Raw genomic sequence first — 25,543 nt, forward strand, 5'->3', positions numbered from 1 at the left:
ATGTACACAATGGAATCTGGCTAAATAAGATGCCAATATCTTGCTATTGATAAATAACGGTTATCGCCTTTCGCCTATGCCAGCCTCGATAAAATTGCACCAATTACGTGCATTTGTGGACGTTAGCCGCCAGGGCAGCATCCGCGCCGCTAGCCGCACCTCACGCCTTTCCCAGCCTGCACTGACCAAGGCCATTCAGGAGCTGGAAGAGGTGCTTGGCGCCAAGCTGTTTATTCGCCGTAGCCAGGGTGTGGTATTGACCGACTGCGGCGATAACTTTTTCCAGCATGCCAGCCTGATCCTTGAAGAGTTGCGGGTGGCGCAGGAAGATATCCAACAGCGGTTGGGGTTGGCGGGCGGCACGGTGAATATCGGCGTTGGTGGCAGCATTGCGCGTACCGTGATGCCGCAGGTGGTCACGCAGTTTCATCGTGAGTATCCCAACGTGAAGGTACGCATCGTCGAGGGGCAGCTGGTGTCGATGATCCCTGAACTGCGCCAGGGCGAGCTGGACTTTACCGTCAATACCTACTACCCCAGCAGCCTCGACAACGAGTTGCAGTACGAACGGCTGATGGAAAAAGAGTATCGGGTGGTGGTACGCAAAGGGCATCTGATGGAGCGGGCGACCTCGCTGAAACAGCTGCAGCACTGCGACTGGACCATGCCGACACCGAAAGGCAGTTATTACCGGCTATTGCACGATCTGTTCGGGGACTTGGGCATGGCGCCGTCTATCAGTGTGACCTGCGAGACCTTTATGGCTTGTACCAGCCTGGTGGCGCAGAGCGATTTTGTTAGCATTCTGTCGGTGGACGTGATTTCGGATCCAATTCTGGGCAAGCATTTGGTGCCGCTCGAGCTGGAAGAGAGTCTGCCGAAAGCGACGTTTTATCTTATCCAACGCAAGGACACCACCCTGACGCCGATGGGCGCGCACCTGGCGCGCCTGTTTCGCCTTTGCTGTCGGTGATACCGAGGCCCCGCCGGGGCCTCGGTATCAGAAAGCGATCGACCCCTGCACGAAGAAGGTGCGCGGTTCGCCGACGTACTTGCCGAAGTTATTGTCGTTGGAGCGGGTAAAGTAGCGCTGGTCGAACAGGTTTTTCACCCCGGCGCCCAGCGTCAGGTTCGATAGCTGCGGCCCGAAATTATATTCCCCGCGCATATTCCACACCATGTAACCGGCGATATCGCCGAACTGACCATCGGCGCTTTCCTGCGTGACGTACTCCGGCCCGGTGCCCGGCGAATGCTGTTTGGATTGCGCGTAACCGTCCAGATTCCATACCCAGCTGCCGGTGGCGTAGCGAGTGCCGACGGTATACACCTGGCGCGAGTAGAACGGCAGATCTTTACCGGCGAAGTCGCCCTTGTCGGTGCTGGCTTTGGTGTAGGTATAGCTGGTGTAGACGCTGGCGCCGTCGAGCGCCCGGTTCAGCTCGCTGAGATCGTAGCTGAGCGCCAGCTCGATGCCTTTGTGCTTGGTGGCGCCCATATTGGTCCAGCCTACGTCGTTACTGATGTACTGCAGTTGGTTATCGAAGTCGATGTAGAACAGCGTGGCTTCGGCTTTGACCACGGTATCGTCGTAGCGGGTGCCGAATTCATAGGTGTGCGCTTTTTCCGCCGTCAGCCCCGGCGCAGGTTGGTTGCCGTTGCCGCCTTTGGTCAGTTGGAAATACTGCATGCTGCCGAACGAGGTGTTGGCGTTGGCGAACAGCTTCCAGGCATCGGACAGGTGGTACATCACGTTCAAGGACGGCAGCGGTTCGCTGTAGCTTTTCTCGCGGCTGATGTTGTTGAAGGCATCGTCCACGTGGGTGCGAATGCTTTCATAACGCAGGCCCGGCGTGACCGTCCAGTTGCCGACGTTGATGGTGTCGTCGATATAGAACGCGTTGGCTGCGGTGCCGCCGGAGGTGTGCTGGTAATAGTCCGGGGTGTCCGGCGTCGAGCCGATATTCGCCGGGTTATACCAGGCCGAACGCGACGCCTTTTCATCCATGGTTTCATTCAGGTAACGGTAACCGAGGGTGATCTCGTGCGCCATATCCCAGAAGCGGAAGACTTGCGAATAGCTTGGTTCGATAGCCCAGGTTGAATAGTGACGCGGATAGGAGACCATGCGCCGCTGGCCCGCGTTTTTGCCGGTGCCTTCCGATTCGATGTTGCTGCCGCGGTAGCTGTCGGTGAAGTAGGTCAACACTTCGAACTGCTTGTCGTCTTCCTGATGTTTGTACTTGAACGACATATCCTTGCGGCGGCCTTCGAACTGGTCCCACGGCCGCGTGGACTGGAACGGGTTCTGCGCGTACTGCGCGGTGCTCAGCCCGCCAGGCATGCCGGCTTTGGCGTCGTAGTAGTGAAAATTGGCCAACAGTTCGTCGCGATCGGTAAACGCATAACGCGTTTTCAGCATGAAATCGTCGATGTCGGTGTTGTCGTTGTTGTCGCGGTAACCCTGGCCGTGCAGGCCGGAATAGAGCAGCTCGGCGCCGAAGCCGTTGTCTGCGGTGCCGCCCACGGAGGCGCTGGTCAGGGTCTTCAGGCCGCCGTGGCTGGCGCCCTGGGTTTGTACGCTGGCGGTGCCGCCAAACGTTTTGGGAATGTCTCGGGTAACGAAGTTGATCACGCCGCCGACGTTCTGCGGCCCGTAGCGGACTGCGCCGCCGCCGCGCACCACGTCCACCGATTGCAGATTACCGATAGACAGCGGAGCCATCGACAGCTGCGGCTGGCCGTAAGGCGCGACCGCCAGCGGGACGCCGTCCATCAGAATGGTGGAGCGTGGAGAAAGACGCGAAGTCAGGCCGCGCACACCGACGTTGAGCGAGATGTCGCTGCCGCCGGTGCCGTTGCTGTCGCGCACCTGCACGCCGGGCACGCCGCGCAGGCTATCGGCGATGGTCTGGTCGCCTTGCTCGTGCATCTGCTGCTGGGTGACGATGGAACGCGCGCCCGGATGGTTGAGCAGCACCGAACTGGTATCAGGGTTGTCCAGCCAGTTGCCGACGACGGTCACGGTGTCGGTATCGTTTTGAGATGAGTTATCAGTAGCAAGGACAGGGAACGCGACGGCGATGGAAGCCGTCAGCAGGGAAAGCCGAAAAAGAGGTGACATAATAATGCCTTAAGAGTTTCAGACCCGGATGTATTTTTTAGAAAAGACAATCTTAATGATAATTATTGGCAAGTAAATAGAATTGTTACGGGATAGTTAAGCGGGTAACTAAATAATGAATGCGGGAAACAGGACCCGGCTGGCGGGCCCTGGCGGGGGTTATTGCGGCGTAAGCCAGAAGACGCCGCTGTAATCCAGCGCGGTGAATTTCTGGTGCACCATTTCGATATCCGCTTGCGGATCAATATCTTTAAACAGCGCCGGGTGCAGGAATTTGGCGATCGCCTCAACGGCGATAAAGTTGAGCGGCGTGTCGTAAAATTGATGGTAAATCGCCATCACGCGTTTTTCTTTCACCGCTTTCAGCACGTTAATGCCGGTGCGATCCAGCAGATGCGCCAGTTTCTTTTGGCTGGTGGCCATATCGGTGGTGTAACCCAGCGGCACCGCCAGCGTGCCGCGATGCCCGCGGCTCCAGTCGGCGCCGGTCAGCAGATAGAAATCCGGGTTGCTGCTAATCACCTGCTCGACATTCACTTCACCGCCCATGTCTGAAAACAGCTTACTGCCGATATTGTTGCCGCCAGCGGTATCGATGAACTGCCCGAAGCTGCCTTTGCCGAAGGTGTTGCAGCACTGTTCGCCTTTGATGCCGGCGCTGCGCTCGATAAAGACGCTGGGGCGTTGCTCCGGCTTCAGCGTGGCGACCCGCTGCCGTACCAGTTCGAGGCGCTGCTGATAGAGACGGATAAAGGCGTCGGCGTTGGGCTGCTCGTCAAACACTTTACCCAACAGCGTCATGCTGGCGACGGTATTGGTCAGCGGCTGCTGGCGAAAATCGATGATCAGCACCGGGATGCCGACTTTTTCCAACTGGGTCAGTACGCCGCTGTCTTTCAATTTGCTCAGCAGGCCGATGTCGAAAATGATCAGATCCGGTTGGCGCACCACCGCGCTTTCCACGCTGAAATCACTGGTGTAGGGATTGTCGAAGGTAGGGATTTGCATGACCTGCGGAAATTTTTTCGCGTAGGCTTCAACCAGGTCCGGCGCTTTGACCTTCAGCGAGTTGTCCCAGGCGATGATGTTTTTCAGCGGCTGCTGTGGGTGCAGAATATTCAGCGCCAGCAGCGCGCGAGCGTCGGCCAGAATAACGCGTTTGGCCGGTTGCGGCAGGGTGACCTGGCGGCCGGCGACATCGGTGACGACGATCGGCGCGGCTTGAGCGGCGCCGGCCAGCAGCAACACACAGGCGGCCAACCAACGGCCGGCTTTGGCGATAAGAACAGCGGGCATGAAGATCCTTGGGTAATCGGCGAAGAACGAGAACGCAATGATAAGCGATATCCTTTCGCTTTTTGAACTCCCTTGATGCCGATAGATTATCCCAGGCCCATCAGCGGGTCGCTGACGCTGTGCGCGCCATCCTCCAACCGGCCCGCCAGGCGGCGCAGCCAACCTCCCGGGCCTTGCAGCGTAAGGTCATACCAACCGCCGCTGGCGCGGGCGTCAAACCTCTGTTGGTGACTGTCCCCCGCAGGCAGCGTGATAGGCCACGGGCCTTGCTGCGTGTAAGGGCAGCGTTCGAGGGTGACCGCTATCGCTTCGGTGCCCGGATTATTCAACTGCAGCAGCAGGCTGCGGCCCGTCGGGCGCAGACGCACCTCCGGCTGCGGCCGGCTCAGGGCGCCGCGCAGCTCGCGATGAAAGCCGTTGGGGCCGAGCAACCACAGATGGTACTCATCCTCCATCTGCCAGTCATCGCTGACCGCCTTGCCGGCCTCGACGGTATAGCGGCGCGGGATCTGCGTGAGGTCCCGGCGATCGTAGACGTGAAACACCGCTCCCTGCTCGCCGGTATTGAACAGGTTCAGCGTCACGCGACGCTGCTCGGCTGCGACGGTGGCTTCGACGTGCAGCTGGTAGGGCAACGCGCGGGAAGGGCGCGCCAGGCGGCGTTGGTGCGGCAAACGCTGGTGGGTGGGGGGCGGCAGCGGCACCTGCGGCAGCTGTTCCTGGCGCTGGCGCAGGCCGTCGGCGGCGTGGCGATTGGTGGCGGGCAGGCTCGGCAGCGCTTCGCCGTTAGGAGCGACAAAGTTGAACGCCGAGGTGAGATCGCCACATACCGCGCGGCGCCAGGCGCTGATGTTGGGTTCATGCACCTGAAAGCGCTTTTCCAGGAATTGCAGCACCGAGGTGTGATCGAAAACCTGCGAATTGACCCAGCCGCCGCGGCTCCAGGGCGACAGCACCAGCATCGGCACCCGTGGGCCGGGGCCGTAGATGCGGCCGTCCGGCGGCGGTTGATCCTGCGAACCGGGCGGCGCCACGTGCTGGAAGATCTCGGTGTCGAACGGCACCGTCGATTTACCGGCGAAGCTGCCGTCTTCGCGCAGCGACGGTGCGGAAGGCGAAGGCATATGGTCAAAAAAGCCGTCGTTTTCGTCGTAGTTGACCAGCAGGACGGTTTTACTCCACACCTCCGGGTTGTCGGTCAGCGCGTTGAGGATCTCTTGGGTGAACCAGCCGCCCTGCACCGGGCTGGAGGGATCGGGGTGTTCCGAATAGGCCGCCGGCGCGATGATCCAGCTGACCTGCGGCAGTTTGCCCTGCTGTACGTCGGAGCGGAATCCGGCCAGCATGGCATCCAGATCGTTGCCGTCGGCGGCCGGCAGGGTGTTGCCGTTGCCTTTGTACAGCGGCGCGGCCTCGTTGAGCGCCTCGCGATAGGGCACGAAAGCGTTGAAGTCTTTCGGCGGCCGCGCCGGGTTGCCCACCTGAATGCTGGCGGCGCGGTATTGACGAAAACCCGCCAGCGGGTTGTCGGTAAAGTTGTCCGGCAGGAATTGATACACCTTCCAACTGACGCCGCTCGCCTCCAGCCGTTCCGGATAGGTTGTCCACTGGTAGCCGAGCTCCGCCGGGCCGGGGCTGTCCCATTCGTTGACCACCACCGCCACGTCGGCGGCGGACGGGCCGTTGGTGCCGGTCCAGTGGAACAGTCGGTTGGTGTTGGTGCCGGCGTGAATAGCGCAGTGATAGGCGTCACACAGGGTAAAGGCGTTGGCCAGCGCGAACTGGAACGGCAGCTCCTGCTGGCGGTAGTAGCCCATCGAGGCTGGCGTTTTGTAGGTGGGCCAGGCGCTCATGCGGCCGTGATCCCAGGCGGCCTGCTCATCCACCCACGAATGCGGCGTGCCGGTGACGCGCTGGGCGTTGCCGCGTTTGCTGTCCAGGTGGTAGGGCAGCACCAGCCGTTCGGCGCCCTGCTGCTGCCAGACATGGCGACCGCCGGGCAATGGAATGGTAAAGCGATCGCTGAAGCCGCGCACGCCCGGCAGAGTGCCGAAATAGTGGTCGAAAGAGCGGTTCTCCTGCATCAGGATCACCACGTGTTCGACGTCGCGCAGGGTGCCGGTGCGGTTGTTGGCGGGAATGGCCAGCGCTTTGCGAATCGAGGCGGGCAACAGCGAGAACGCCGATCCGATGGCGGCAGCCCGCAGGATGTCTCTGCGTGAAAGGTCAGGCATGCGTCGTTAATCTCCGTCAGTGTGCTTTGAAGATAGCCGCTGACGACGATAATGGCGAAAAATAACAGGGAGATGAAAGCGAGGGAAACAATGCTCCCTGGCGGGAGCACTGCGGGGATAACGCTTACTGTCTGATCAGGCGGCCGAGCGCCGGCGCCGTTTCGAAATCGCTGCGGAAGGGGTTGATGTCCAGGCCGCCGCGGCGGGTGTAGCGCGCGAACACGCTGAGTTTTTCCGGGCGGCAGCTCTGCTTGATGTCGTTGAAAATGCGCTCGACGCACTGCTCGTGGAATTCGTTGTGCTGGCGGAAGGAGATCAGGTAGCGCAGCAGGCTTTCACGATCGATTTTGCGGCCTTCATAGCGGATCACCACGCTGCCCCAGTCCGGCTGGTTGGTGACCAGGCAGTTGGATTTCAGCAGATTGGAGGACAGCGTCTCCGACACCGGTTCCCCTCTCTCGGCCGCGCCGTTCAGGTATTCCGGTTTGAAGGCGAAGTCGTCGACCGCGATATCCAGATCGTCGATGTTGATGCCCGGCAGGCGGTCGATCTGCGCCGGGTAACCTTCCAGCCCCGGATAGAGCTTGACGGTGACCTGGCCGTTGGCCGCCTGCGACAGATCTTTCTGCATGGCGGCGCTCACCTGTTCCACGCTGTCAAAGCGCGTTTGGTTGAAGCTGTTGAGATACAGCTTGAACGATTTGGACTCGATCAGGTTCGACGAGGAGTGCGGGAAGGTAAATTCGCCGATGCCCACCACCGGCTTGCCCTTGGCGTTGAGCCAGGACAGCTCGAAGGCGGTCCACAGATCAAAGCCGTTGAACGGCAGCTGCCGCTCGTCCACGCCGATCAGATCGCGGCCGCGCGCACGCGGCAAGGCTTCGAGCAATGCGGGAGCATATTGATCCGGATAATCGGAGTTGGCGCCAAGATGGGTGATTTTATCTTGCTTTTGGATATGCATATTCATTGCCTTTTGCTTGTTCGGTATTGATGTAGCGATTAAACAGACTGCGGGTGGCGTAGATCGGCCCGACGCCCAGCAGGGCGTAAACCACCTTGATCAGGAACTGCGACAGGATCATGGTTTTGATGATGTCCCAGCTCAGCACGTTGTAGAACGCCAGCGTACAGAACACCACGCTGTCGATGGCCGACGCCACTACGGTGCTGGTGATCACGCGCACAAACAGGTAGCGGGAGTTGGTCAACTCTTTGATTTTGCAGAGCAGGTAGGAGTTGACGTTCTCGGAGATCAGATAGGCCGCCGACGAGGCCACCAGCACCGCCATGATGCTGTGCACGATGCCGTTGTAGGTCTCGCTGTACTCCCATTGCGGAATGCTTGGCACCAGCGTCGTTACCCAAACTCCCAGGACGAAGGTCAGGTTGGCGATAAACGAGATGATGATGGTGCGCCTGGCCAGCCGTAAACCATAGAATTCGTTGAGGATATCCACCAGAATGAACGTGAGCGGGTAGATGAAGATCGCCGGCGGCGTGATGAGATTCAGCACCGGGATTTGGATCGGTTTGACGCCGCACAGCGTTGAGAAAATATAAATCACGCTGAGCGCCACGGTAATAATCAGGTAGGCGTACCAGGAGCGTTCGTGGCGATCGCTGAGCTCGTAGGCGGTTTTTTGTTGGTTGTCGCCATAGAGTTTGCGGTACAGCGCCTGCAGCTCGTGCCGGCTGAGATCTTCTGATATTTCGCTGTCGGCCAGCTCATTCAGCCCCATGGTAATGGTTTTGCCGGTGGCCAAGACCATGACATTGGCCGCGATGGTGCCATGCCGGGTGAAGCCCAACAGCTTGAACTTCTGATTCGGTTCCATTTATAACCTTTCTCCAACGATGTAACCCAGGAATTGCACGGTGTCCTGAGGGCGTTTGTCCATGCTTTCGCTGTCTTTGTCGTCAACCACAAAGAAGCCACTTTTTCCCGAGTGATACAGCAAAGGCGAATCGCAAATCAGTACCGGCGGGCGTTTGATGATGATGACTTCGCCGGGAATAAATGACCCTTTAATTTCGGTCTCTATTTTCATTGCCAACATGTTCGACTCATCGCCGAAGAAATAAGTCAGAGGAAACTCGGTGACCAGTTGCCCGACCTTGCGCTGCGAGACGGCCAGATAGCGCGACTGCGGGATCACCGGAATGGCGGAAGGGTTCTTGTTGCCTTCGGTGGACAGCGTTTCGTTGAGCAGCTCCAGCTTTTCCAGATCGTAATCTTCGATCTCTTCACAGGAGACACCGAAGAAATCGGAGATCCGATTCACGGTGGATTGCTGAACGTTGTTCACTCTTCCGTCAAGAATTTTGTAGAGAGTCGTGCGCGTCAGGCCGCTGCGATTGGAAAAGGAAGCCTTGGTTTCACCGCGTGTACGCATCAGATATTCAATATTTTTAATGATGTTGATTTTGCGCTGTGCGTTGGTGGTTTTCATTGGCTGTCCTTACAAACATTACGCAGACTTCACTATATCCTACGCATTGGCGTTGTCCAGATAAAAAGGCGCTGAGGAGTAGGTAACAGGCTGATTATTGGCGGTAATTATTGTTTCTTGTCAGCCGTTTAGCGTAGTGATATCAGCGGGGAGCCCTACCTTCTCTGCACGAAAGATAAAGCCGTGTAAATCAATTGATTAGGTTTTGCTTATGGAAAAGTGAACACAAAAGCCGGTTTTGTGTTTACTTTTATGTTGACCTAAGCCGATTTCATGGGCTACTGTTCATGCAAGCTGAAGTTTTTCTTTATGATAAAAACACGGAAGCCAACAATTTTTATAATAAAAAGCCCAGAGGGGGCGTTGCCACGCTCTGAGCATAATGGATAGCTTGCTACCGACACCAGGGACCCTAACTACCACGGCCGTTTGTCTGCGCGATCGGCCCATCCTTTTCCGTTACGCCCACCTTTCTCGAGCATAAAACACTCCCCCGTCACCGGAGGAGTGCATTAACGCGTGCGCGAAAATCAGAGCGACTTCTGCGAGGCCAGCGGTTTTTGCGCCCGGCTGAAGGCCAGTTTAAGCACCCAATACAGCAGGCTGGCGGCTATCAGGGAATTGATGGTCGGCACGCCCCATTCGGTCGACAGGCCAACGGCGCCGCCGGCGATGCTGGCGACGATCGCCGCCCAGCCGATGGTTGGCGTCTCGTTTGGCAGCTGGCCGGTACGGCGGCTCTCGTCCAGGATCTTGCGGTGGCTGCGCAGCAGATAATAGTCCACCAGCATGATGCCGATAATCGGCGGGAAGACCACGCCAAGCACCGTCAGGAAGTCGACAAAGCGGTCAAGAATGCCCAGCACCGACAGCGTGGTGCCCAGAATACCGATCACCAACGTGGTGTAGGTGTACTTCAGCTTTTTGCCGGTGATGCCTTCCACCGCGTTGACGATGCCCAGCGAAGAGGAATACAGGTTGAGATCGTTGACGCGCAGGGTAGAGAACACCACCACCAGCAAACCGGCACCGCCGGCTGCTTGCGACATGATGGTGACCACGTCTGCAGTGCCCAGGGTTTTGGCGATCAGGATCGCCAGGCCGTTCACCACGAACTCGCCGGCGATGATGGTGAAGATCGTGACGCCGAGCACGTGCTTGCCGTTTTTGGAGTAACGGGTCAGGTCGGGCGTCATCAGGCTGGCCACGATGGCGCCGCCGACGACGATGGTGATGCCGGCGCTGATGGTCAGCGGTTCACCCGGCGGCGCCAGCTGGATGATCTCCTGCAGGTTATGCCCGGTCAGTGCGGTCACCGATATATAGGCCACCAGCATGATGAACATCGGCACCGCGATACGGGCGGCGATGCGCAGCGCTTTGAAGCCGAACGCCACCAGGATGGTCAGCAGCGTGCCCGAGAGCCCGGCGGCCAGGCCGAAGCCCAGCTTATTGCCGAGCGCGAAGTCGAGCGACTTGGCGAAAATGGCGTTCTGAATGCCGAACCAACCCAGCAGGCTGACGGCCACCACCACGCCGATCAGCACCGACCCCAGACGGCCGAAGCCGCACCAGCGCGCCAGCAGGCTGCCGGAAATCCCTTCGCGCATGCCCGCCAGCCCCAGGCCGTAGGTCACTACGCCGAAGATCAGGCTGCCGACGAAAATGGCGGTGAAGGCGTCAATCAGCGTCATGGAGTTGCCGAGCACGGCGCCGAGCATGAACTGGTCCAGCGCGGTCAGCATGCCCATATGCACGATGGCCACGCTTAAAAACGAAACTCGTTTATCCTGCGGCACCCGGGTGAGCGGATAATCTTCGATCTTTATCACGGTGAGATCTTCCTTGCGGTTCAAATAAACTGAATGCCTTTGGTTATCAGGCGATCGGGAATGTAGTTATCCAGGTTGGCGTATTTGCAGTACTCCTCAAATTGCTGCTGAGTATGCACGTTGGCCTTCTGATAAATGTTATAAATGCGGTTTTCGATGGTCTTATTGCTGACGTTATAGATTTTGGCGATCTCTTTCACTGTAAATCGTTGCAGCATAAGAAAAATGACATCGAGTTCGGCACGGGTGAACAGCTCGTTATTGACTTCGGTGGTCAACACGCTGGGTTTTTGCTGATTGATGTATTTCAGCGGCGACAGGCTGTTCATCGGCTTGGCGTTCCAGATCACGCCAATCACCTGTTTGTCATCGTTGTACACCGGCAGTTTTTCGCTGATAAACGGCGTCAGGCTGTCTTTGCCGTACCAGTAGTGCGTTTCTATGACCGTGACCCGATCGCGTGCCGCTTCGGTCATCTTGTCATGTTCGATAAAGTCGGCGGCGGAGTCGGCCCAGTCGGCGGGGAACTCGTGGTCATATTTGCCGGCGACGTCGAAATTCAGCGGCGTATTGGTATAGAGATAAGCGGCGCGGTTCATATAGAGGTGGCGGGACAGTTGGTCTTTGATGCCCCAGGGTTCGCTCAGGTGCTCCATCATGGTGATGAGGCCCTTAAAATAAGATTCATTATTTTTATGCGATGAACCCATACCCACCTCAGTGCCGCTCAGGCCGCGTTACAGGCTTTTAGCCAGGTAATGGCGGGTGTGGCGATGCGCATAGTCGCCCAGCTCGCCGTAGACCCGGTAGCCCAGTTTTTCGTAGAAGCCTCTGGCCTGGAAATCGAAGGTATCGACATAGGCCATATGGCAACCGCGCTTGCGGGCTTCTTCTTCGGCCAACTCCATCAATTGGCGGCCGTATCCGCATTTGCGGCATTGATCGCCAACCCATAGATACTGCACTTCCAGACCGCCCCACCAGGTGCGTGCGACCAGGCCACCGACGATCTGCTGATTGTCGTCGGTGACGGTCAGGAACAGCGGGTGAATGTCTACAGGCTGGGTTTTGTGATTGTGCGCCCAAAGGCTGTCGATAACGAACTCTTCATCCTGCGGGTTGGGTTTGTCGGTGATATTAATATTCATTTTTAATATAATTCCCTGATTTAATTATTCAAAACTGAACTAGGCGCTTTTGCCCCAACCGCTTCTAATATCACTTTCGTTAATGTATTTCAAGGGTGGTTTTCACCCTTTTCCACCCGGTGAGCGGGCGCTTATAGTAGGCGTCACAGGGAGAAGAAAATAGTGAAACAGGCGGTATTAAAACGCTGAAATGCCCTGCTTACACCATCTTTTCCTACTTGCGCCTCACCAGGGCCCCACCGGGAAAACTGCAGTACTGTATGGCTCCACCGGATAGAGCAAGCTCACTTGCCGACGGGGGAGCCACTTTGTTTTTTGGCGCGCCCACCCGCGGCCGTCATTCTCCGTCTCAGATAGTAAACACTCTTCTTGGCAGAAGATATGCGCCGCAGATGAAAATGTGGCCGACACCTTCTGATCCGCGGATTCAGTCCTCTGCGATGACGCTGCTTAGCGCCGGCTCGATGGCCGCGCCCAGCATGGCGCCGTGCCCCAAGGCGGGCCATTCCCGATAGCCGACGGTGAGACCGCCGAGCTGCGTCAGCTGTTCGGCCAGCAAATGCGCCGCGTTTGCCGGCAGAATGGGGCTCTTCACGCCGGGCGGGGCCGCGCGATCGCGTTCCGCCAGGCCAACCCACAGTTGTAACCTTGTCTCCGGCACCGCACGTCGTTCCGTCAACTGCTGCGCTTCTTGCAAGATCATGCCGTTGCCCCACCACAGCGAGGGTTCTACGGCGATGTAGCGCTGGAAGGTAGTGGGATGGGTGAACAATGTGTGCAGAACGAAGAGCCCGCCATAGGAGTGGCCCCACAGCGTTTGCCGCTGCGGATCGACCGCCAGTTTGGCGGCAATCGCGGGTTTGATCCGAGTTTCAATCAATTGCAGGAACGCATCCGCGCCTCCGCTGGCTCGCGGCGGTTTCTTCATGTCTGCCGGCAGAGGGAGCGTATAGTCGTAGGCGCGGCCGGCGGCATCGATGCGCAGATCGTTGTCATAGCCGATCATTATCAGCACCGGCGGCCGCTTCGCCGCGGCCAATTTGGCCAGTAAGGCGGCGTTTAACTCCATCAGTACCGCATTGCCGTCGAGGAAATAAACCGTTGGATAGCCGCCAGGCGCAGGCGCCCGACGCGGCTGGGCGATGCGAACGCGGTAATGCCGTTGGCCATCGGCGGAGGTGAAGCGCAGATCGCTGAAACGGTAATCCGCAGAATCGCTATCGGCTACGGTAGTGCCGATCTTGCGTTCCAAATCGGGCCTGGCCAGTGCGGAGCCCGGCAGCCAAAGGCCGATGGCGAGTGCCAGAAGCGCGGAGATAAAATGCCGGTTGGACAAGAACATGCGGATCAACATCCTCGAAAAAGGCCGATAGTAGCATCCGTTCGCGTCCGGCAAAAACCTACCTTTAGGGCGGACATTCCGGCCACGAAAGGCTGCCAAAACCCGGAAGAGGACTGCCAGTTACTTTGCCGGGTTAATAGCAACTCATTGTTATTATTGGTAAGTCATGAATAAGAGAGATTACAATTAATTAGAAATGGTTATGGTTTTTATGGAGCGGAGAATAGCGAAGGCAGGTAAAAAATCACGGTTATCAACGATTTTTGGCAAAAAAAGCCCTATAAAATAGGGCAAAGACACACAACAACACCAGGGAAACTTTCCTGTATCTTATATTATAGCTTCCTATACATATAGAACATTTTATTATAAATATGTAAGTGATTCTTATTAATAGCCCAATATCATTGTTTTTCAAATGGTTATGCGACCTGGCTGAGGTATTGCCCCTGGGTCGGTTGCGGGCAGGGCAGCCAAGGGCGGTCAGGGATGTTGCCGTCACGGCGGCAGAACAGGCGAGAGCTTCGGCACGATAACCCTCAAGGCAATACCGACTGGCGGGCGGCAAACGTACCGGCCGGTATTTTTCCTCAGGCGCGGCCAATCTTCACCGTGGGGCCAGGTGAAAATCAGTGCTGTTGCAACGTCAACATCTCGCCAAGCAAGACATCGGTCGGCGGCAGGATATCCGTATCCAGCCCGGCGGAAGGGGTAAAGGTCAGCTCGCCGAAAATGATCTGGCCTTTGGAGATGTAGAAATCAACGCGAACAAACTCGAAGGGCGCGGACAAGCGTGAGGCGTACTCAAACAGCTCATCGTAGCCTTCTGGCTTCACGAAGGCGTCTATTTCTTCCTGGCTCAAGGCCAGGCAGTCATCGCTGTAGCACAGAAACTTGAAATCTTTGTCAAAGAAGTAATACTTCGGCGACCCGGTATCTCTGCCGACACACAGTAACGTGCAGTAAGGCACACCGCGGAAACAATAGATTTTATAGTCTTCAGGCCCGTGACCATTGGCCGATTCGATATATTTCTCCCCAATGATCTTTTTTTGTATCCCTTTGTAGTTGAGCTCTACATAGGTTTTCCAATAATCGTCTTTCATCCAGCCATCGATCAATTTTTTGGCGCTCGTGATATTAAGCAATTTTTTATTCTGGCAAATCAGGTTATACCCGGAACCGTGATTCCCTTTGATCACAAACTTATCCGGCAATGCGTCCCACGGAATATCGTTTACTGAATCACAGGCAAAGTACAATTCATTAAGGATCTCTTCGCACCCTTGATCTTTGATGTACTCTCTTACCGCATATTTATCTGCGCACTGCTTCACTAATGCATTGTGGCTATAGCCATTCAACTTCAGGTGATTGATCTTTTCATTCCAGGTGGATGGCGCCTGCAAGTTTAACGGTTTGCCAAATGCTTTTTTGTAGAGCAATCTGGCCTTGAATTCGGGGGCCAATACGGCCAGCTGCTTTACAATAAATTTAATGACTTGTCTTTTCATATACGTAATTCCATCAAAGCGTAGTGACAATGATTAAGACGTTCTTGTATTTAAAACGCGTGTGGCACGCTTTCACTGCGCCATTGAATGGCCGTCGGCGTGGTTCCCAGATCAAATGGCTTGTGGTCTAACGCCCGATTAAGAATGCGGGCCGATCGCCATGCCATCAGGCTCAACTGCGGATCGGCGATGCCGTGATTGTGCATACTGGCGTTCATGGCGAATAAGCAGTTCTCTGCCGGGCCTTCCCACTCAAAGGTAAAGTCTGGGGCGATGCGGTAGTCGCCATCCGCAGTGGTCAGCAAACGGTGGGCCAAAGGCTCAAGGAACTCTGGCGTCGCCGATTGGTAACCGGTGGCGAAGATCACCACGTCCGCCTTGAAGGCTTCTTCCCCGTGATCGAGATGATGACGCGTTTCGAGTTGGTAGGCGTTATCCAGCGTGTGTTTCACGGCCGTCAGCGAACGGCTGGGCAGCAGGCGCACCCATAATTTCTCGCGCAGGACGTCGAAGCGGTGGTACATGGCGCGATAAATCGCCAGCAGCGACTCACTGGTGATGCCGTCTGAGGTCATCTTCTGTTCGGCCAGCATATGCCGCTTGGCCGCGCTATCCAGCGAGTAAAAGCTCTCGACGTAATCGGGCGTGAAGTATTCGTTGGCAAAGGCCGCTTCATCGAGCGCGTTGTAATTGTTGCGGCGCGATATCCAGTCGAGCTGCTCCGGCTGCCCCCATTCCCCTTTAAAAATATTCAGGAACAAGTCTGCGCCGCTCTGGCCGCCGCCGACGATCGCCACGCGTTTGCCGGTCAAATCGGGGTTGCGCAGCATCATTTCGCTGGCGTGGAAACAGCGATCGCTTTGTGCCGTCACGCAATCCGGCAACTTTATTTTCTTGCCTATACCCATGCTGACGTGTTTGGCGTGGAAGACCTTATTCGAGGTGGTCACCACGAACTGGCGCTGCCGATCGTCAAATTCGACCCGCTGAACGTCTTGATTGAAAGCCAGCGATCCCATCCCGCCGGCGGCCCAGGAGAGGTAATCGGCGAACTCTTCACGCGATGCGGTGCGCTGCTCCGTCGTCAGAAAACGATAGAACTTTCTGTTTTTTACCAGATAGTTGAGAAAACTGTAGCGATTGGTGGGGGCAACCGCGCTCACCAAGTCTTTCAAAAAGTTGGTCTGCATGCTGCAATCTGCCAGGATCATCCCTGGGTGCCAGGAGAAATGGGGGTTGCGCTCCAGGAATTGCCCTGTAAACCCCTCTATTTCACTTCCTAAGGCCGCCAGGCTAAGATTCGACGGGCCAAGGCCAATACCGATGATATCCAAACGCTGATTCATTAATAAGCTCCAGTATAATGAGAATAATACCCAGAAATACGGCTGCAAATAGGGTGGCTTATAGCAACCAGGCTGCCTTTTTCTTATAAGTAGGCTTCGTTAATTAAATGTAATTAAAAGGCGTGTGGGCCAAAAATACCGCATTTTTAAATGCCCGTTTAGAATTCGATAGCACATCAGGTAAAGGCTACGGGCGTATTTCTTTCCATGAAAATACCTATAAAAATTTTCGTGTGTTTTTAATGAATAGTCCTAAGTAAAAATCTGACATGCCTGATTTCTCGCGCCATGAAAACGGGCGTCCTGGAAGATGCCCACCGTGTGAGTTCTTATCTGCTTTTCAGGTCTATATGCCATTGCATTGCCAGGATCAGGTATTCGTCGCATAGAATAGCCCTAAAATAGGCTCTGGGAAGGTGAAATAACGTGATATTAGAAGCAGGGCGCTTTTTGCAAAGATGAAATCGAAAGTGAAATTATGAAATCTGCGCGTTATGAATTGTTTTTTATCATTTAATTCAATGTGTTACTTGTTGCGACGTATCACGTTCGTTCACTAAGGTGCTCCGCACAGCTCTGTGCCTTTATCTCCTCTTATTGCCGCCCCGAACGGTAAGATTTTACCCCGAGTTACATCACGCTGTGGGCGCGAATGGCTCGCGTTAACTATCGGGTTTAGGGTTCGTTTAATTAATGCCGGACAAAAGCTGGCCGGAGAGGGCGCTTGCTCGAGCCGAGTGTGAAAAACCTGGCCGCGGTGGCGAACGATTGAATCCGATCCGGCAATCTGGCTTGTCATCGTCATTGGCCATTCTTACCGACAATAAAAATCTCTTGGTCAGCCCGGGGCATTTTTGCACCTTGGATAGAATGAACAATCGTTGTGCCACAAGCGTGAAGACCTGCCAGATTGATCAATCACGGGAGCTTCAAATTGCTGAGGTAATCATACTGGGCTTGCGAAATGTCCAGTTCCCCATCGCTGAAAAAGACTTTTATAAACATATCGCCCTGGCCGACGATATCGACACGTTGGTAGGTTCCCGTTACAAAACGGCGCACGATGGCCTGAATGGCATCGGTATAGTTGGCAGGAACGGCATTGTTATCCGTGACTTTTTGTTCAAAAGTAATAGGGTGCTCTGCCTGAGGATCGGGGCTGTATTGTGCGCGTTTGGCTGCGCTTTCAAACTTGAAATCATTAAAGGCATTGTGGGTAGAGTTAAACATATCGGCAAGGTTTTTGATATGTGCCGCCATCTGATTCACGACCATGGTTTTATTGGTCACGAAGCGTTTACCTAAATAAGTGCCTGTCACTACAGCGAGCTGGGCGGCATTTCTGCCTAAAATGCTGCCAACGCCAGAACCTGCCCCTGTCCATAATCCCGCGATCAAAACCAGTCCGGCTCCGCCTACGGTACTCGACGCGATATTCTCAAAATGCTGGACACGGGCTCCCATTTGCCATGAGGTTCCGGGAAAGGAGACATTAATTCGGTTATCCAGGTGATTAATTCTGCCGCCTGGTCGTTGTCCTGACTCAATATTATTGGCTGTCAACCGGCGGTTGTTTTCATCTTTGAGTTCACCCAGCGTAAACGCGATCTGGCCGGTCTCCGTTTTTGTCAATCGAAAGACTTCTTCTGGTGACAGAGACCTGACGAGGATCAGCGCCTCATTCAAAATCTCACGGGTCAAAAAGTTGGCTGACACCCGATTATTCGATTCGTGTTGCGATGTCAGAGCTAAAATTTCATGTGACTTAGGAAATGCCATAATGCCCCCGTCATTACGATATGCACCGTAATGTGATTAGCTTTCTTTATTTTGCTTAATGTCCCAGCCCATCTGCACCGAAGCCCCTTTACTGCCTTGCTTCGCTTGCTCCCAGTATTCCATCGACACTTTACCGGCCTGAAAAGAGTATTCAATGCCTAGCGTGGAACCGTGCTCGACACCGATGAAGTCGGTATGAGTCACCAATACATCTTCCAAGGTAATGCGGGTATACTCCACTTCCTGCCCACCGGCTTTGCAAAGAGACAACTGTACCTTGGCGAGATGTTTACCCGCCGAGCAGTATTTCAATAAGGCAGGTGTCGCTTTATCTATCAGAGCGTGTACGGTCAGATCGCGAAAGTTCACTTTACCTGTACCGCCGCCGCCGCCAACGGCCATATTGCCAGGCTGCCGCGCGCCCCAGTTAAAGGAGAAGACATCGATCCATTGCTTGTGATTCGCATTTTTCGATTCACCATTAATGCCTTCAACTTTTAAAAACATATCCATTGCCATGATTTTATCACCCGATCATTAACGTATTGTTAGGTGCCCGAATGCGCTCAGCTCTCTTTATTCTGCTTGATATCCCAACCAGATTTGCTTTCCGCGCCTTTAGTGCCGCTGCTGCCTTGTTCCCAGTAACTCATGGTGACTTTTGACGCCTGGAAGGCGTAATCAACCACGATCGCATCATTTTGACCTACACCGTTAAAATCGGTTTGCGTCACCAGCACGTCTTCGAGAACGATTTTGGAATACTCCACCTGGTTGCCGCCCGCTTTGCATACGGAAAGCTCTATTTTCGCGACATGTTTTCCACTGGAACAATATTTGAGAATAGCGGGCGTAGATTTGTCGATAAGCGCTTGAATACGGAGGTCTTGATAATTCACTTTTCCGGAGCCGCCGCCACCGCCGACAGCCATATTTCCTGGCTGTGAAGCGCCCCAGTTAAACGAAAGTACGTCGGTCCATCCTTTATGATTGCTGTCTTGGGACTCGCCCGTCATTCCTTCAACTTTCATATACATATCAATTGCCATTGTCGTCGGATCCTCCATTGTTTCGCGTTGGCAGCGGAATAGGTTAAAAATGTCTTATCAATGGGTAAAATTCAGCATAGCCTTATATGAATGAATTAACAGCAATGTCGTTTTTATTCGGAATGTTCCTAATTTTTACTAATATATTTTTATTTAACAAAGTGATATGGCTATTGATTCGTAGCTGTATCCCATCACCGCTCGACAATAAAAACACACAATAAACACGGAATGTGAGCGTGCTCGGTTGACGTCCGGATAGTCGGGAATTGGGGGGGCTTTCGAGAGAGTCCAGCTATAATGCGGAGTTGCACACCTATCGGATGATGCGGTGGCGCTTCAGCGCTGGCCCGTAGGGTGAGGCCTCTGGCCGAATAATCGAACGCAGTTCGATGGAGAGCCCGTACCCCAGAAAGCGAAAAACCCGCCTTTTGGGCGGGTTCTCTAAATAGGGCGACCGGACTCGGACAACCGGCGCTGGCGCCGCGTTGAACAGCGCTTCAGCGCTGGCCCGTGGGGTGAGGCCTCTGGCCGAATAATCGAACGCAGTTCGATGGAGAGTCCGTACCCCAGAAAGCGAAAAACCCGCCTTTTGGGCGGGTTCTCTAAATAGGGCGACTGGACTCGGACAACCGGCGCTGGCGCCGCGTTGAACAGCGCTTCAGCGCTGGCCCGCAGGGTGAGGCCTTTGGCCGAATAATCGAACGCAGTTCGATGGAGAGTCCGTACCCCAGAAAGCGGAAAACCCGCCATAGGCGGGTTCTCTAAATAGGGCGACCGGACTCGGACAACCGGCGCTGGCGCCGCGTTGAACAGCGCTTCAGCGCTGGCCCGTAGGGTGAGGCCTCTGGCCGAATAATCGAACGCAGTTCGATGGAGAGTCCGTACCCCAGAAAGCGGAAAACCCGCCATAGGCGGGTTCTTCTAAATATGGTGCCCGGACTCGGAATCGAACCAAGGACACGGGGATTTTCAATCCTCTCTTCGCTAGCAAGTTGAATTATCGCAGTGTGAAATTAGTTTCTGCATCGAATTTGTACTCATCGAATACTTTATTTGAGTGTACACATGGAAAATATCGTCACAAAAGCCACTACTGTTTCTAACAGTACTAAGTCTCAAATTGTGCCTATGGTTTCAACCAAAGGCGGCGAGGGTAAATCCACTCAAAGTGCCAACCTTGCCGGCTTCCTTGCTGATGCAGGTAAAAAGACTCTCCTCATAGATGGTGACCACTCCCAACCCACCGCAAGCAGCATTTTCTCCCTGGAATATGAAGCCCCCAACGGTTTGTATGAACTGTTGATGAAGACTGTCGACCTCAATCACCCCGAGCAAATCATCTCCCGTTCTGTTATCCCGAATCTGGACATCATTGTTTCCAACGATCCCCACGACCGTTTATCTTCTGCCATGTTGCATGCCCCTGATGGTCGTATGCGGCTGAAGAATGTTCTGCAGCACCCTTTGTTCAACGAGTACGACGTCATCATCATTGACTCCAAAGGTGCGGCGTCTGTAATGCTCGAACTGATCCTGGTTGCCAGTACGGAATTCGCTGTCGGGGTTATCAAGCCTATACTGCCGGATACGCGTGAGTTTCTGCGTGGCACATTGGGGTTGATGGAGGGATTATTGCCGCTGACCAGCTACGGCATTGCGTTGCCCCGTATCCGTATCCTGACCAACTGCATGGAGTACACTAACCTGGATTGGCAGACCCTGAACAGTCTGCGCGGCATTATCGCAAACGGGCAATATCTGCGTGCAGATACCTTCGACGTCTCCCTTCTCGACACCATCATCCCCAAGCTGGAAATTTACAAAATGGGGCATGCTTTCGGCCAACCTGTCCATCGTCTCGAAAGAACCACCACACGCACATCAACGCTCGCTGCAGCGGACACGATGTATGAGCTGGCCTGCGAGTTGTTCCCTCACTGGGTTGCCGACTTTGACGTTCTGCGTCAGGAGGCAAATCAATGAATATTGAACAGCTAGTGACCTTTCTTAATGAACAGCGCGAGTTAGCCGCACCTGCACCCTGGCAGGTTCTTGAACTCTATAGCGATGGCGTCACTGTCGTGGATGTCAACGGCTTCGAGCATGTGGAAATCCCTAATGTCGCGATTGTTCCAGACTGGGAAAAACTTGGGCTTGAACACTGGTCGGATAACGGTGGGAGCCGTGATGTGAGTCTTGAGGAGCAACGGGCTAATGGTTATCTGGCCGCTGCAGCACCACAGCTACTGGCTTACGTCAATGTGCTTAACCGTAATTTGGAAACCACGGAGAATGCGCTGCGCCGCATGCTGAAAATGCATGCGTTGATGATGGCAAAAACCAATCATGCTGCCAGCTTCTATGATGCTGAATGCCTTCACGAAATGGCCGAGGCTCCGTATGAGGCCGCCGCGGTACTTGAGCACATCTGTGGCGCCGATGCCGAGAATACTCACCTAAAAGAGGCAACTTGCGTAGGGTTCGGTTGTACAGATGGCCATGCTTGCCTGGATAAAAACAGCAAGCCATGCAGTTGGCTTAAGGTCAATCGTGAAACCGGGATGGGGGTATGTTCATGCTGTCCGACTTTTCTTAAGCACCCGTTAACAACTGACGGTGAAGGATCGGAGGTGTGTCATGGCTGATATGCATATTCCTTATTCTTCGGATGCCGAGCAGGCCGTTCTCGGCGGCTTGATGCTGGATAACGAGCGGTGGGATGACATTCTGCCATTAGTTGGAGATCGTGATTTTTATCTGGCGGTACATCGTCGCATTTTCCAGGCCATGGCTCGCCTAATGGCTGTTCAGCAGCCGATTGATCTGATTACGCTCCACGAATCACTGGAACAAAATGGTGAACTCGAACAGGTAGGCGGTTTTGCCTATCTGGCGGAGTTGTCTAAAAACACACCGAGCGCAGCCAATATTGTCGCCTATGCCGGGATTGTCGCTGAACGCAGTCGACTGCGTAGCCTGTTGCAGCTCGGGCGTGAATTGAGCGCTGATGCTGCCAATCCCCGTGCAGATTCTGCCGCCCTGACCGAAAGGGCTGAACAGCAATTGTTCCAGCTCTCTGAGCAAACCCACTCACAGCAGAATGTCAGCCTGACCGATGGGCTGAATGCTGTCGTGACCTATCTGGAGACGGTGAATGGCAGTAATGGGATCACAGGAACCCCGACCGGCTTCTCAGAGCTCGATGTGATGACGTGTGGTTTGCAGCCGGGAGATTTGGTTTTGCTTGCAGCACGGCCGTCGATGGGTAAAACCGCCTTTGCGTTGAGCGCCTACACCGGCGCCCTTCGAGGCATGGAGAAACCGGCATTCTTCTTTAGTCTGGAAATGCCGCGCGAGCAGTTGCTGCAACGCCTGATTGCTGTTGACGGGCGGGTTGAACTTTCAAGGCTGCGCAGCGGCCAGTTGGATGATGAAGATTGGGCGCGTATTTCCAAAGCGATGGAGCGGTTGTTGCCATTGGAAAACCGCCTGATTATTGACGATGAATCGTATTTGACCCCCGCACTGCTGCGCTCCAGGGCACGGCGCTATACCCGGTTGTATGGTAATCCGGGTTTAATCATGGTCGATTACCTGCAGCTGATGCGTTGCCCTGGCCAGGAAAATCGCACTCAGGAAATTTCAGAAATTTCCCGCAGTCTGAAAGCGCTGGCCAAAGAACTTGATTGTCCCGTTGTTGCGCTATCTCAGCTGAACCGACAGTTGGAAAGCCGTGCTGACAAACGTCCCTTTAATGGTGACCTGCGAGACTCTGGTGCGCTGGAGCAGGATGCCGATGTGATCGCGTTCATCTACCGTGATGAGGTCTATTACGCCGACTCAGAGGATGCCGGCACGGCAGAAATTATCATTGGTAAGCAGCGTCAGGGGGCAACGGGCACCGTTCGCGTCAAGTTTGAAGGGCAATTCACCGCGTTCAGTGACTTCCACGATGGTCAGTATGACCAATACTCGGGGAGGGCGTAACTATGGCGCGTACTAAAACCAAGATCCTCGATCTGAACAGTGCTTTGCTCCAGCAGGGCAAGACTGCAGCAGGCACGCAACCTTTAGCCCCTGTGCTGGCGGAAACACCCGTCAGTGAAATGCCGTTGGTATTGACCTTGGATGAAGTGAACCCGAATCCGGATAACCCACGAACCTCGCGTAATCCGAGATATGAGGAAATTAAGTCATCAATTCTAGCTCGAGGTCTCGATACGGTACCGAAGGTGACTCGTGATCCGGAACGTCCAGAGCTGGGGTATTTTTTCAGTGATGGAGGCAATACGCGTTATGCCATTCTTTCCGAGCTCTGGCAGGAAACGGGAGAAGAACGGTTTTATCGCTTCTCTTGTGTATTCAAGCCCTGGCCAGGACGATTATCCTGCGTGATTGGTCATCTTGCCGAGAATGAGGTACGTGGTGATCTGAGCTTCATTGAAAAAGCGTTTGGCATTCGACAGGCCCGGGCTTTATATGAAGCGGAGTTGGGGAAAGCCGTCTCACTGCGTGAACTTTCGACACTTCTTACCGCTCAAGGTTACCCCGTCCATAATTCCAGTATCAGTCGAATGGAGGATGCGGTGCAGTACCTGTATCCCTATATGCCTCACTTATTGGAGACAGGCCTGGGACGTCCACAAATTCTGCAGTTGCTGGCTATGCGATCCCATGCAGAAACCACGTGGCAGAAGCACTGTATTACCCAAGAACCAAAGCAGCCATTTGATACCGTTTTCGGTGATGTATGCAGCCATTTTGATTCGCCCGAGGACTATTCGCTGGATATGTTCCGTGATGAGTTGATTGGTGCGCTCATCAACGCGTTGCCACACCCGTTGCTCAATTATGACCGCTGGCTACTGGAGCTCGATCCCAAAGAGCAAAACCGGCGCAAGCACCTCGGTGAGCCTGAGCCGGCATTAACGCCTGAGCTGTCAGGCGAAGGCAATACTGTCGAACTGGCGCCAGCACTGCAGCAGGGAAATACCGGCGGACCGACGGTACCTGAAGTACAGGGAGAAGGCACTTCTTTGGTGCTGGACAGCGCGTTGCATGAATCAACGAGAGATGCCGATGATGAATCACAGAACGCTCAGGAAGAGGAAACGCCTGCAACTCAAACTGAACGCCGTGTTGAAACTCAGCCAGATTTATACGGTGCGCCTTCTGTGTTGTCGGGTGACGTTGAAACGGTTTTAGATAGTGAGAATACCACAGTCCCTCTGCCGGACCCTCATGAGGCGACAGCCCCTCACAGCAATACCGTGACACAGCCAAAGCAAGGTGTAACCCCTGTTGGAGAGGTGCCTTTTGCCGAGGTAGGACTTGAGCCGGTCTCCTCCATTTGGGCTATTTCTGCCCTGCAGGATGATATCGAGCACCTGCAGGTGATCACCTTCCGATTGGCATTCGAACTGGCCGAAGTGGCGGGCTGCGAGGCTGAAATCAAAGCCGACAAAGCCGACTTGCAGGCTGCCGGCTACGCATTGACTGCCGAACGTCCCTCTCGCTTCACCGCGTTACTCCTGACCCTTGCCGGCAACAACCCGGACGGCGCCTCATCCAGCTCGCTCAATGAAGCCCTCATCGGGTCGGAAAATGCTGCTGACTGGCCGTTGCTTGACGATATTCATGCCGTGAAATTGATGCGCCTTATTCGCGTCTTACGCCGTCTGCGTGAACTGCAGCGTGACTTATCTGCAACAGAGGAGACAGCTTGATGAGCCATTCACAACGACAGGTGCGCCTGGTGAAACTGGTGCGCAAACTGCTTGAGCTGGCCCGCAGCAACAGTAATGCGCATGAGGCTGGACTGGCGTTAGCCCGGGCGCAAAAACTGATGGAGAAATACAGTATCAGCGAGCTGGAAGCCAGCCTGTCATCTATTCAGACGGCACCGAGCCGGGGAGCACCTTCCGAAGCGAAACAAAAACTGCCTGAATGGATGTCCGGCCTGGCGTGGGTGATTGCCCGTGCCTTTGGATGCCGTTTGTATTTTTCCTGGCGGGATAGCGAGTCGGGCCCGCGCCGCAACGTGACGTTCTACGGTTTTAGTGAGCGGCCGGCCGTTGCGGCTTATGCGTTCGATGTGCTGAGCCGGCAGTTGAAAGATGCGACTGCAGACTACCTGAAAACCCAGAATAAGCGCCTGAAAATGAGCACGCGGCGTGCCCGGGCTGAGCAGTTTCGTGCCGGTTGGGTTGCCCGCGTTCGCAGAGTCATCACGACGTTTAACGTGACAGAACAGGAATGCGAGCTGATGGGGGCCTGGCTGGAAAGCCAAAAGATGGGGGAGCTGCAAACGCGCGCCCCGAAAACCTGCCGCGGTGATGATATTGCCCGTTTACGTGGATACGAAGCAGGCCAGAACGCCCGTTTACACCAGGGGGGCAGGGGGCTGTGAACACTGGCATTGGT

General features: G+C 54.9%; 21 protein-coding genes. 6 read left to right on the forward strand and 15 right to left on the reverse strand.

Annotated features, from left to right (window positions below; genetic code table 11):
• Positions 1-76: 76 nt before the first annotated feature.
• Positions 77-973 carry a LysR family transcriptional regulator gene (locus ACUTSC_RS01345; RefSeq protein WP_445653041.1) on the forward strand — a complete coding sequence of 299 codons (897 nt, stop codon included), beginning with the start codon at positions 77-79 and terminating at the stop codon, positions 971-973.
• A gap of 27 nt (positions 974-1,000) precedes the next feature.
• On the opposite strand, the gene ACUTSC_RS01350 is transcribed toward ACUTSC_RS01345, so the two are convergent.
• The 15 genes from ACUTSC_RS01350 to ACUTSC_RS01420 all read right to left on the reverse strand — a co-directional run bounded on the left by ACUTSC_RS01350 (position 1,001) and on the right by ACUTSC_RS01420 (position 19,117).
• Positions 1,001-3,124: a TonB-dependent siderophore receptor gene (locus tag ACUTSC_RS01350; protein ID WP_197767472.1), complete on the reverse strand. Its 2,124-nt coding sequence runs from the start codon at positions 3,122-3,124 to the stop codon at positions 1,001-1,003.
• Positions 3,125-3,283: 159 nt separating this feature from the next.
• Positions 3,284-4,420, reverse strand: a complete 1,137-nt coding sequence (locus ACUTSC_RS01355) for an ABC transporter substrate-binding protein (RefSeq protein WP_197767471.1) — start codon at positions 4,418-4,420, stop codon at positions 3,284-3,286.
• Between the two features lie 86 nt (positions 4,421-4,506).
• A complete protein-coding gene (locus tag ACUTSC_RS01360; RefSeq protein ID WP_445653042.1) occupies positions 4,507-6,654 on the reverse strand; it encodes a phosphocholine-specific phospholipase C in 2,148 nt (715 codons plus the stop codon).
• Between the two features lie 124 nt (positions 6,655-6,778).
• Positions 6,779-7,618 carry an NADPH-dependent 7-cyano-7-deazaguanine reductase QueF gene (gene queF / locus ACUTSC_RS01365; protein WP_197767607.1) on the reverse strand — a complete coding sequence of 280 codons (840 nt, stop codon included), beginning with the start codon at positions 7,616-7,618 and terminating at the stop codon, positions 6,779-6,781.
• Entirely contained in the window at positions 7,596-8,492 is an 897-nt protein-coding gene (locus ACUTSC_RS01370; RefSeq protein WP_004937338.1) for a queuosine precursor transporter, read from the reverse strand. The genes queF and ACUTSC_RS01370 overlap by 23 nt, the downstream gene beginning before the upstream one ends.
• Positions 8,493-9,107, reverse strand: a complete 615-nt coding sequence (locus ACUTSC_RS01375) for a helix-turn-helix domain-containing protein (protein ID WP_197767470.1) — start codon at positions 9,105-9,107, stop codon at positions 8,493-8,495.
• 530 nt (positions 9,108-9,637) lie between these two features.
• Positions 9,638-10,939, reverse strand: a complete 1,302-nt coding sequence (locus ACUTSC_RS01380) for a cytosine permease (protein WP_197767469.1) — start codon at positions 10,937-10,939, stop codon at positions 9,638-9,640.
• Between the two features lie 20 nt (positions 10,940-10,959).
• Complete coding sequence (locus tag ACUTSC_RS01385) at positions 10,960-11,649, reverse strand: helix-turn-helix transcriptional regulator (RefSeq protein WP_033636032.1); 690 nt, start codon at positions 11,647-11,649, stop codon at positions 10,960-10,962.
• A gap of 27 nt (positions 11,650-11,676) precedes the next feature.
• Positions 11,677-12,087, reverse strand: a complete 411-nt coding sequence (locus tag ACUTSC_RS01390; protein ID WP_063988696.1) for a GNAT family N-acetyltransferase — start codon at positions 12,085-12,087, stop codon at positions 11,677-11,679.
• Positions 12,088-12,514: 427 nt separating this feature from the next.
• On the reverse strand, positions 12,515-13,429 hold the full coding sequence (locus ACUTSC_RS01395; RefSeq protein WP_197767468.1) for an alpha/beta hydrolase-fold protein: 915 nt from the start codon (positions 13,427-13,429) through the stop codon (positions 12,515-12,517).
• A gap of 629 nt (positions 13,430-14,058) precedes the next feature.
• Positions 14,059-14,943 (reverse strand): ATP-grasp fold amidoligase family protein, encoded by an 885-nt coding sequence (locus ACUTSC_RS01400; protein ID WP_197767467.1) that lies wholly within the window; start codon positions 14,941-14,943, stop codon positions 14,059-14,061.
• Between the two features lie 50 nt (positions 14,944-14,993).
• Complete coding sequence (locus ACUTSC_RS01405; protein WP_197767466.1) at positions 14,994-16,289, reverse strand: SidA/IucD/PvdA family monooxygenase; 1,296 nt, start codon at positions 16,287-16,289, stop codon at positions 14,994-14,996.
• Between the two features lie 918 nt (positions 16,290-17,207).
• Complete coding sequence (locus ACUTSC_RS01410) at positions 17,208-18,068, reverse strand: hypothetical protein (protein WP_439926707.1); 861 nt, start codon at positions 18,066-18,068, stop codon at positions 17,208-17,210.
• A 36-nt stretch (positions 18,069-18,104) separates the two neighbouring features.
• Positions 18,105-18,587: a type VI secretion system tube protein TssD gene (locus ACUTSC_RS01415; RefSeq protein ID WP_197767465.1), complete on the reverse strand. Its 483-nt coding sequence runs from the start codon at positions 18,585-18,587 to the stop codon at positions 18,105-18,107.
• 47 nt (positions 18,588-18,634) lie between these two features.
• Complete coding sequence (locus ACUTSC_RS01420; RefSeq protein WP_025304260.1) at positions 18,635-19,117, reverse strand: Hcp family type VI secretion system effector; 483 nt, start codon at positions 19,115-19,117, stop codon at positions 18,635-18,637.
• 1,068 nt (positions 19,118-20,185) lie between these two features.
• On the opposite strand from ACUTSC_RS01420, the gene ACUTSC_RS01425 reads away from it, so the two are divergent.
• From ACUTSC_RS01425 to ACUTSC_RS01445, 5 genes are read left to right on the forward strand one after another with little or no spacing between them, the layout of a single operon-like run.
• Positions 20,186-21,103 carry a ParA family protein gene (locus ACUTSC_RS01425; RefSeq protein WP_443003765.1) on the forward strand — a complete coding sequence of 306 codons (918 nt, stop codon included), beginning with the start codon at positions 20,186-20,188 and terminating at the stop codon, positions 21,101-21,103.
• Complete coding sequence (locus tag ACUTSC_RS01430; protein WP_443003766.1) at positions 21,100-21,765, forward strand: hypothetical protein; 666 nt, start codon at positions 21,100-21,102, stop codon at positions 21,763-21,765. The genes ACUTSC_RS01425 and ACUTSC_RS01430 overlap by 4 nt, the downstream gene beginning before the upstream one ends.
• The gene (gene dnaB-PI / locus ACUTSC_RS01435; RefSeq protein ID WP_443003767.1) at positions 21,758-23,107 is read left to right on the forward strand and encodes an SPI-7-type island replicative DNA helicase; all 1,350 of its coding nucleotides are present in this window, start codon (positions 21,758-21,760) and stop codon (positions 23,105-23,107) included. The genes ACUTSC_RS01430 and dnaB-PI overlap by 8 nt, the downstream gene beginning before the upstream one ends.
• A gap of 2 nt (positions 23,108-23,109) precedes the next feature.
• Positions 23,110-24,846 carry a ParB family protein gene (locus ACUTSC_RS01440; protein ID WP_443003768.1) on the forward strand — a complete coding sequence of 579 codons (1,737 nt, stop codon included), beginning with the start codon at positions 23,110-23,112 and terminating at the stop codon, positions 24,844-24,846.
• Positions 24,846-25,529, forward strand: a complete 684-nt coding sequence (locus ACUTSC_RS01445; RefSeq protein ID WP_445653043.1) for a DUF2786 domain-containing protein — start codon at positions 24,846-24,848, stop codon at positions 25,527-25,529. The genes ACUTSC_RS01440 and ACUTSC_RS01445 overlap by 1 nt, the downstream gene beginning before the upstream one ends.
• Positions 25,530-25,543 lie beyond the last annotated feature (14 nt).

Source organism: Serratia sp. TSA_105.2, from assembly GCF_052692115.1.